Source organism: Micromonospora sp. CA-263727 (assembly GCF_050942455.1).
Taxonomy (GTDB): Bacteria; Actinomycetota; Actinomycetes; order Mycobacteriales; family Micromonosporaceae; genus Micromonospora.
Genome location: NZ_CP192031.1, coordinates 2,772,374 through 2,779,972 on the forward strand (window position 1 = coordinate 2,772,374; position 7,599 = coordinate 2,779,972).

6 protein-coding genes are annotated in these 7,599 nt (G+C 73.7%); 1 reads left to right on the forward strand and 5 read right to left on the reverse strand.

Annotated features, from left to right (window positions below):
• Complete coding sequence (locus tag ACQPYA_RS12375; protein ID WP_433532735.1) at positions 1–1,173, forward strand: FAD-dependent oxidoreductase; 1,173 nt, start codon at positions 1–3, stop codon at positions 1,171–1,173.
• Between the two features lie 67 nt (positions 1,174–1,240).
• Here ACQPYA_RS12375 and ACQPYA_RS12380 read toward each other — a convergent pair whose 3' ends face one another.
• The 5 genes from ACQPYA_RS12380 to dpgA are packed head-to-tail and all read right to left on the reverse strand — an operon-like array spanning position 1,241 to position 7,566.
• Positions 1,241–2,701 carry an aldehyde dehydrogenase family protein gene (locus tag ACQPYA_RS12380; protein WP_278168852.1) on the reverse strand — a complete coding sequence of 487 codons (1,461 nt, stop codon included), beginning with the start codon at positions 2,699–2,701 and terminating at the stop codon, positions 1,241–1,243.
• A gap of 20 nt (positions 2,702–2,721) precedes the next feature.
• Positions 2,722–4,389 (reverse strand): thiamine pyrophosphate-binding protein, encoded by a 1,668-nt coding sequence (locus ACQPYA_RS12385; protein WP_433532736.1) that lies wholly within the window; start codon positions 4,387–4,389, stop codon positions 2,722–2,724.
• Positions 4,382–5,716, reverse strand: coding sequence for a (3,5-dihydroxyphenyl)acetyl-CoA 1,2-dioxygenase DpgC (gene dpgC / locus ACQPYA_RS12390; RefSeq protein ID WP_433532737.1), 1,335 nt, complete (start codon positions 5,714–5,716; stop codon positions 4,382–4,384). Before dpgC ends, ACQPYA_RS12385 begins: the two co-directional genes overlap by 8 nt.
• Positions 5,713–6,396 (reverse strand): enoyl-CoA-hydratase DpgB, encoded by a 684-nt coding sequence (dpgB, locus tag ACQPYA_RS12395; RefSeq protein WP_433532738.1) that lies wholly within the window; start codon positions 6,394–6,396, stop codon positions 5,713–5,715. The genes dpgC and dpgB overlap by 4 nt, the downstream gene beginning before the upstream one ends.
• A 51-nt stretch (positions 6,397–6,447) precedes the next feature.
• Entirely contained in the window at positions 6,448–7,566 is a 1,119-nt protein-coding gene (gene dpgA / locus ACQPYA_RS12400) for a 3,5-dihydroxyphenylacetyl-CoA synthase DpgA (RefSeq protein WP_433532739.1), read from the reverse strand.
• Between the last annotated feature and the right edge of the window lie 33 nt (positions 7,567–7,599).

Here is a 7,599-nt window from a genome sequence, read left to right on the forward strand (position 1 = left end):
ATGAGGATTGTCGTCGTCGGCGCCGGGATCGGCGGGCTCGCGGCCGCGCTGGGGCTCGGCGCGGCCGGTCACCAGGTGGAGGTGTACGAGCGCGGCGACCGGCTGCGGACCGAGGGCAACGGGGTGATCCTCTGGCCCGGGGCCACCGGCATCCTGGACGCTCTCGGCATCCGTGTCGCCGAACTCGGTCCCGCCATGCACCGGGGCGAGTTGCTCACCTCGGACGGTTCGCTGCTGGTCTGGACGGACATGCGGGAGGTCTCCGCCCGCTACGGCCAGGACACGCTGCTGGTGTCGCGCGGCCGGGTGGTCGAGGTGCTCGGCGCCGCGCTGCCGGCCGGCACCGTCCGGTTCGGACGGCGCTGCACGGAGGTGCGGCACCGGGCCGACGGCGCGACCGTGGTCTTCTCGGACGGCACCGAGGTGGACGCGGACGTGGTGATCGGCGCCGACGGGTACCGGTCCGCGGTCCGGTCCCGGACGCTCGGCGACGCGCCGCGATTCACCGGCGTGGCCACCTGGCACGGCACCGGGCTGCTGCGGTCGGACCTGGCCGGCGGGCACACGGTGCGTACGTACTTCGGCCGGATCGGCATCTGCGCCGTCCACCCGGTCGGTGACGGCCTGCTGCACTGGGCGTTCGAGGGCCCCTGGTCGCCCGGTGACGAGGCGGAGGGGCGGGCGGCCGGCCCGCAGTTGCCGCGGCTGCGGGGCTGGTTCGGCGGCTGGGCGCCGGAGGTGACCGGCCTGCTCGACCAGGTGACGGAGGAGGACGTGCACGTCTTCCCGCACGCGCTGCACCGGGTGCCGCGCCGCTGGGGCCAGGGCGCGGTCACGCTGATGGGCGACGCGGCGCACGCGATCCCACCCCGGGCGGGCATGGGCGCGAACCAGGCGCTGGAGGACGCCTGGGTGCTCGCCGGGGCGCTGCGTGACGTACGTGAGCCCCGGCTGGCCGACGCGGCGCTGCGCGCGTACGAGTCGGCCCGGGTACGGCGGGTGCGGCGGGTACGCAACGGTGCCGCCTGGATGAGCCGCAGCAACAACATGCTCCTGATGCTGCGTGCGCTTCGGGTCGCGGTGCCGATGAACCGGCTGGCGCACGCCAGCGTGGCGGGCGGCAGCAACTACCTCAACAGCCACCGACCGAAGCCGGTGACGACCTCGTCCTGAGCGGCCGGCTCACCTCGGTTGACAAAAGAGTGCCCCGGCGCCGCGCCGGGGCACTCTGACGCGGCTCTCAGAACGGATACCGGGCGGGTACGTCCCGGACGGTTATCCACTGCCACTGGGTGAACTCGTCCCAGCTATGCGCGGCGCCGTACCGGGAGCCGTTCCCGGAGGATCCCCGCCCGCCGAACGGCACGTACGCGTTGTCGTTGATGGTCTGGTCGTTGACGTGCACGATCGCGGTGCGGATCCGGGCCGCCAGGGCCAGCCCGCGCTCTGCCGAGCCGGTCTGGATGGCGGCGGTCAGCCCCATGTCGGTGTCCCCGGCGACCCGGACCGCCTCGTCGGCGTCGGCGACCACGGTCACCGGCGCCACCGGGCCGAAGATCTCCTCCCGGAACGCGGGGCACTGCGGTGGGACGGCCGCCAGCACGGTCGGCCGGTAGTAGGGGCCGTCGTGGGTGCCGCCGGTGCGCAGCACGGCACCGGCCGCGACGCTGTCGGAGACGATCCGGTCGACCCGGTGCAACTGCGCCGCGTTGATCATCGGCCCGAGGTCGGCCGCCTCCCGCCACGGGTCACCGACCCGCAGCCCTTCGGCGCGTTTGACGAGCCGGTCCAGGTATTCGTCCGCGACCGACTCGACGACGATGTGCCGGCCGGCCGACATGCACACCTGACCCTGGTGGAAGAAGGAGGCCCAGGCGCCCGCCGAGGCGGCCAGGTCGAGGTCGGCGTCGTCGAGCACGACGAGCGCGTTGTTGCCGCCGAGTTCGAGCGAGACCCGCTTGAGGGTGCCGCCGGCGGCCGCACCGACCCGGCGGCCGACCTCGCTGGACCCGGTGAACGCGACCATGTCGACGTCCGGGTGCCGGGTCAGCGCCTCGCCCGGTACCGCGTCGCCGGGCAGCACCTGTAGGACGCCGGCGGGCAGCCCGGCCTCGGCGAACAGCCGGGCGATGAGGTAGCCGCCGGAGACCGGCGTGTTCACGTCCGGCTTCAGGATGACGGTGTTGCCCAGCGCGATCGCGGGTGCGACCGCCCGCATCGCCAGCAGCATCGGTACGTTCCAGGGGCTGATCACGGCCACCACGCCGACCGGGACCCGCCGGGCGATGCTCTGCTGGCCGGCGTCGGCGGGCAGCAGACTGCCGTGCGGCTGGGTGGGCAGCGCGGCGGCCACCCACAGCTCGTCGAGGACCGAGCCGGTCTCGTGCTCGGCCTTGCCCCGGACACCGCCGCCCTCGCGGATCAGCCACTCGACGACCTCCTCACGGTGCGCGGTGAGCAGCGCCGCGACGCGTCGCAGCAGTGCCGCCCGCTCCACCGGCGGGGTGTCCTGCCAGCCCGACCCGGCCTCGATCGCACGCCGCACCGCCGCGTCCACGTCGGCGGGCCCGGCGAGACCGGCGACCAGCAGGCGCTGCCCGGTGGCGGGTTCGAGTACGTCGACCGTGCCGCCGGCCGGGACCTCCCAGGCTCCGGTGAAGACCCGCCCGGCACACTCGGCCGGGTCGAGAAGTGTGCCCATCGCGTCGTGTCTCCTTCGCCTCAGCCGGCGCCGGAGGCCGTGCCGTGCCCCCGGACCGGGACGTCCACCAGCAGCGGTCCGTCCGCTCCGGCGCCCTTGGCCACCAGCTCGGTCAGGTGCGCCTCGTCGCGCGCGGTCACCGCCGGTACGCCGAAGAACTCCGCCGCCCGGGTGAAGTCCAGCCGTGGCGGCGCCAGATCGAGCCCCGGGTACCGGCCCGCGGCCGTCGCCCGGCTGCCCCACGAGTCGAGGGTCTCCTTGAGCGTCCGGTATTCGCCGTTGTTCATCACCACGAACGTCACCGGTACGCCGTAGCGCGCCGCCGACCAGAGTCCTTGCAGGCCGAACATCGTGCAGCCGTCGCCGAGCACCGCCACGACGGGCCGCTCCGGGTCGCCCATCCGGCTGCCGATCGCCGCGCCGATCCCGGACCCGAGACCGCCGCCGACCGTGTGCACGTAGGAGCGCGGCCGGTCCAGGCGCAGCACCGAGCGGAGCAGCAGCCCGGAGGTGATCGCCTCCTCCACGACCACCGCGTCGTCCGGCAGCCCGGTGGCGACGGCGTGCACCGCGGCCAGCGGTTCCATCGGGGTGCGCCCGTAGGACTGCCGGGCGGCCCGTTCGACGCGTACCCGCTCGGCGCGGGACCGGTCGGTCGCCGCCGCAATCCGGGACGCCGCCTGCGGGACGCGGCCGGTCAGCTCGGCGGCGAGCGCGGCCAGGGTCGGGCGCAGGCCGCCGGTCAGTCCGGCCGCGACGGTGAAGTTCCGGCCGACCTCGGCCGGGTCCGAGTCCAACTGGACCACCGTGGTGCCGGGCGGGATGGGGGAGCCGGGCGTGTAGTGGTGGGCCATGAAGGCGTGGCAGCCGACGACGAAGACCACGTCGTGCGGGGTGAGGCGGTCGCGGATGGCCGCGTACGTCGGCGCGAGCATGCCGGCGTGCAGCGGGTGCGAGCCGGGAAAGTCGACGCCGTCGTGCATCGGCTGGTGGTAGACGGTGGCGCCGAGCGCCTCGGCGACCGCCACCAGCTCGGTGACCGCGCCGTCCCGGCCGACCCCGTCGCCGGCGACCACGGCCGGTGCGGCGGCGCCGGCGAGGATCCGCACCGCGTCGTCCAGCCGGTCCGGGGCGCCGGCCGGGGCCAGCGCCGACCGGCCGAGCAGCTCGACGGGTTCCTCCTCGGCGAGGAGGTCCATCGGGATGGAGAGGAAGACCGGCCCGGCCGGTGGCTGCACCGCCAGCGCGAACGCGCGGCGGAGCAGGATCGGCAGGTCGTGGGCGTGGTGGACCTCGAAGACGTGTTTGACGGCGGCCCGGGCCAGGCCGCCCAGGTCGCCGGAGAGCATCGGGTCGTGCACGAGGTGGCGCCGGTCCTGCTGGCCGGCGGTCACCACCATCGGGGTGCGGGACCGGGAGGCGTTGAGCAGGCCGACGAGCCCGTTCGCCAGGCCGGCCGCGACGTGCAGGCTGACGAAGGCGCACCGGCCGGTGGCCCGGGCGTAGCCGTCGGCCATCGCGACCACGGAGCCCTCGTGCACGCCGAGCACGAAATCGAGGTCCGGCGCGTCGACGAGCGCGTCGAGGAACGGCAGCTCGGTGGTGCCGGGGTTGCCGAACACGGTGCGTACGCCCTCGTCGCGCAGGATCGCCAGCATCGCGTCCGCCGGCCGCATCCGGCTAGGCACCGCGGCCCACCCAGGAGCCGATCTTGGCGATGACGTCCTGGCTGTAGAGCCGCATCGCCTGCTGGACGGCGAATTCCGCCATGTAGCCGCGGAACGCGTCCGGCGGTTCCTCGGCCAGGTTCAGCATGTGGCGGTTGGCGACCACGGCGGGTGCGTCCAGCCGGTGCAGTGCGTCGTCCACGGCGGCGTCCACCTCGTCCGGCGGCACCACGTCGTCGATCAGGAGCCGCGCCTCGGGCTCGGTCGCGTGGATCCGGCGCCCGCACAGAATGACCTGGCGGGCGGTCCTGGCGCCGGCGACCCGGCCGAGGCGGAAGTTGGCGGCGCCGGGCACGATCCCCTCCTGGGCGGCCGGGAGCGAGAGGTACGCGTCGGCGGCCGCGATCACCTGGTCGAACACGAGCAGCAACTGGGCGCCGCCGCCGATCGCGAACGTGTCGACAGCGGCCACCCACGGCTTCGTGACCGTGTCCGCCGGTCCGTCGCCGGTACGCAGGCCGCGTACCAGCTTCTGGATGTAGCCGATCTCCCGGCGCAGCAGGAAGCCGACCAACGGGATCTCGCCGGCGTGCAGCCGTTTGAGGTTGATGCCGGCGCTGAACACGCGGCGGCCCCGGTAGCGGGGGTGGGTCATCGTCCCGCCGCGCAGCAGGCCGACCCGGACCTCGGGGTCGAGCAGCGCCAGGTCGACCGCTGTCTCCAGGTCCTCGACCTGCTCCGCGTCCTCGGCGTTGAGGTTGTCTCCCCGGCACATGGTCAGCTCGGCGGCGCTGCCCCGGCGGGCGATCCGCACGGCGCCCAGCTCCAGCGTGCCGGTGCGGCGGAACTCCGGCAGCAACTCCTCGGCGCGGCGGGTCGGGTGCAGCATGCTCTCCAGCAGGTGCGCACCGGCCTCCCGATCGCCCAGCACTGCGCCGGCGAACAGCCCCTGGCCGATCTCGTGACCGTCCTTCTCGGACTGCGTGCGGGAGCGGTCCGCGGCCAGTTCGGCGGCGGACGGCACCAGGCCGGGAAAGATCTCGGCTGCGGCGGGGAGCAGGTCGTCGAGACGGTGTCGCCGGGACCGGCCGTCGGTCAGCTCGGCGTAGACGGCGCCGATGTGGGCGCGCAGGAAGCGGGTACGCAGCGCGTTGCCGGCCGCGTGGGTCGCCCGGACCAGCTCACGCTCTCCGGGTGAGCGGTCCACCGGCTCCGGCAGCGGAGCCAGCGACGCGCGACCGGCGTCGACGAATCGGGCCAGCGCCGCAGCGTCCCGGCGCAGATCATGGCCGGTCAGCTCCGGCGGCGAGAGTACCGGGGCCGTGGCGACCGCCTCGGGCGCGGTCATCCGGCGGCCGCGTCGGCGCTCTTGCGGAGGGCGCGGTCGCAGGCGGCCAGGTGCGTGCCGAGCGCCTCCTCGAAGGAGTTGGCGGTCGCCTCCAGCAGCAGGCGGCGCCGGATGGCCAACTCGGAGCCGGCCGCGCCGCCGACCACGCCTCGGGCGACCGTGACGGCTTCGGCCGGGTCGTCGACGATGCCGTCGACCAGGCTGAGCCGCATGACCTCCTCGGCGGTCAGGTCCGCGCCGAAGAGCGCCATCTGGCGTACCCGGGCGACGCCGATCTGGTTGGCCAGCCGGTGCAGGATCATGCCCGGCCAGACGGCGCCGTGCCGGGCCGGGATGCGCAGCCGCAGGTCCGGGGTGGCGAGCCGGTAGTCGGTCGAGAGCAGCGCCTCGGCGGCGGGCCCGCCGCAGTTGCCCTGGGCGATCGCGATGGTCGCCACGGTGAGCCGCTCCAGGCGGCGCAGCGCGCGTTCCCACTTGTTCACCAGGTGCACGCCGGTCGCGCCCGGCCACTGTGGATCCGTGTCGGCGCCGGTCAGGTGCAGCACGACGATGGATCCGGGCGGTGCCTGCTCGGCACGCTCGCTGAGCGCCTCCACCCGGGCCACCAGCTCCGGGGAGAGCGGTTCGGCACCGTCGACGCGCAGGTACGGATCGGTGCCGGCGCCGACGGGGGACGCCATGTCACTGCCAGACAATGTGCTCTGCCTCTCTTCCGGGGTGCAGCCGCCGCGTCAGAAGCGGACGAGGGCCGTCTCGATGGTCGACCCGGGGCCCATGGTCATCATCACGCCGTGGTCGCCGGGGCGGACCACGTTCTCCTCGAGCAGCCGTTCGTAGGAGAAGAGGAAGGATCCGCTGGACAGGTTGCCGTAGTCGCGGAGCACGCCGGTGGTGTGGCGCACGTCGTGGCGGGTGAGGCCGAGATTGACCATCACCGAGTCGATGACCTTCTTCCCGCCGGAGTGGACCAGCCAGTGCGCGATGTCGCCGCGCCGCAGGCCGGTGTCGGACAGGAGACGGCCGATGATCGTTTCCGCGTGCGCGCCGACGACGTAGGGAACGTCACGGTCCAGGAAGAAACTGAATTTTCCCTCGTTGGAATCCCAGTCGTAACGCATTGCGTCGACTGCCTCGGGAATGATGCAGCTAGAGAATTTGAGGATCTGCGGCCCGCGTTCCTCGCCGCTCTCTCCGGCGAGCAGTGCCACGCCGGCGGAACCGTCACCGAAAAGGCTGTTCACCACGGCCGTACGCATCGTGCCGTCGAAGACGTACGCGGACGAGCAGGCCTCCACGCACAGCATCACGGCCAACTGGTCCGGGTGGGCGGCCGCCCAGCCGGCGACCGCGGTGAGGCTGTTCAGACCCGCGTTGCAGCCCATGCCGACGACGTCCAGCCGGCCGCAGTGCCGCCCGAGCCCGAGTTCGCGGATCAGCAGCGCGCTGAAGCCCGGCGTCATGAACCCGGTCGAGGTGACGCAGCAGAGGTATCGCACATCGGACAGGTCGGCGTCGGCCCGCTTCAGGGTCGCCTGTAGGGCGCGTACGCCCATGTCCAGGCCGGTCGCCCGGTGTTTGGCCAGCAGGTCGGCCTGACTCTCCGGCGCGCGCCGGCCGTCCTCCTGCTCCGGCGGCAGCACCAGGAACCGCCGGTCGATGGCGCTGTTGAGGAACAGGTTGCGGATGCGCGGATCGTCGACCCGCAGGATGTCCAGCAGTTCCCGCTGCGAGTAGCCGGCGCCGGGAACCGCGGTGCCCACGCCGACGATCCGGGCTGCGGAGCCGGCCATCCGGGTGGCGGCCGCAGAGCGCTCGTCCAGCAGACCGGTGCGCTGCATGAGTGTCGTCATCGTTGCTCCGTCACAGGTCGCCAAGGAACGTCA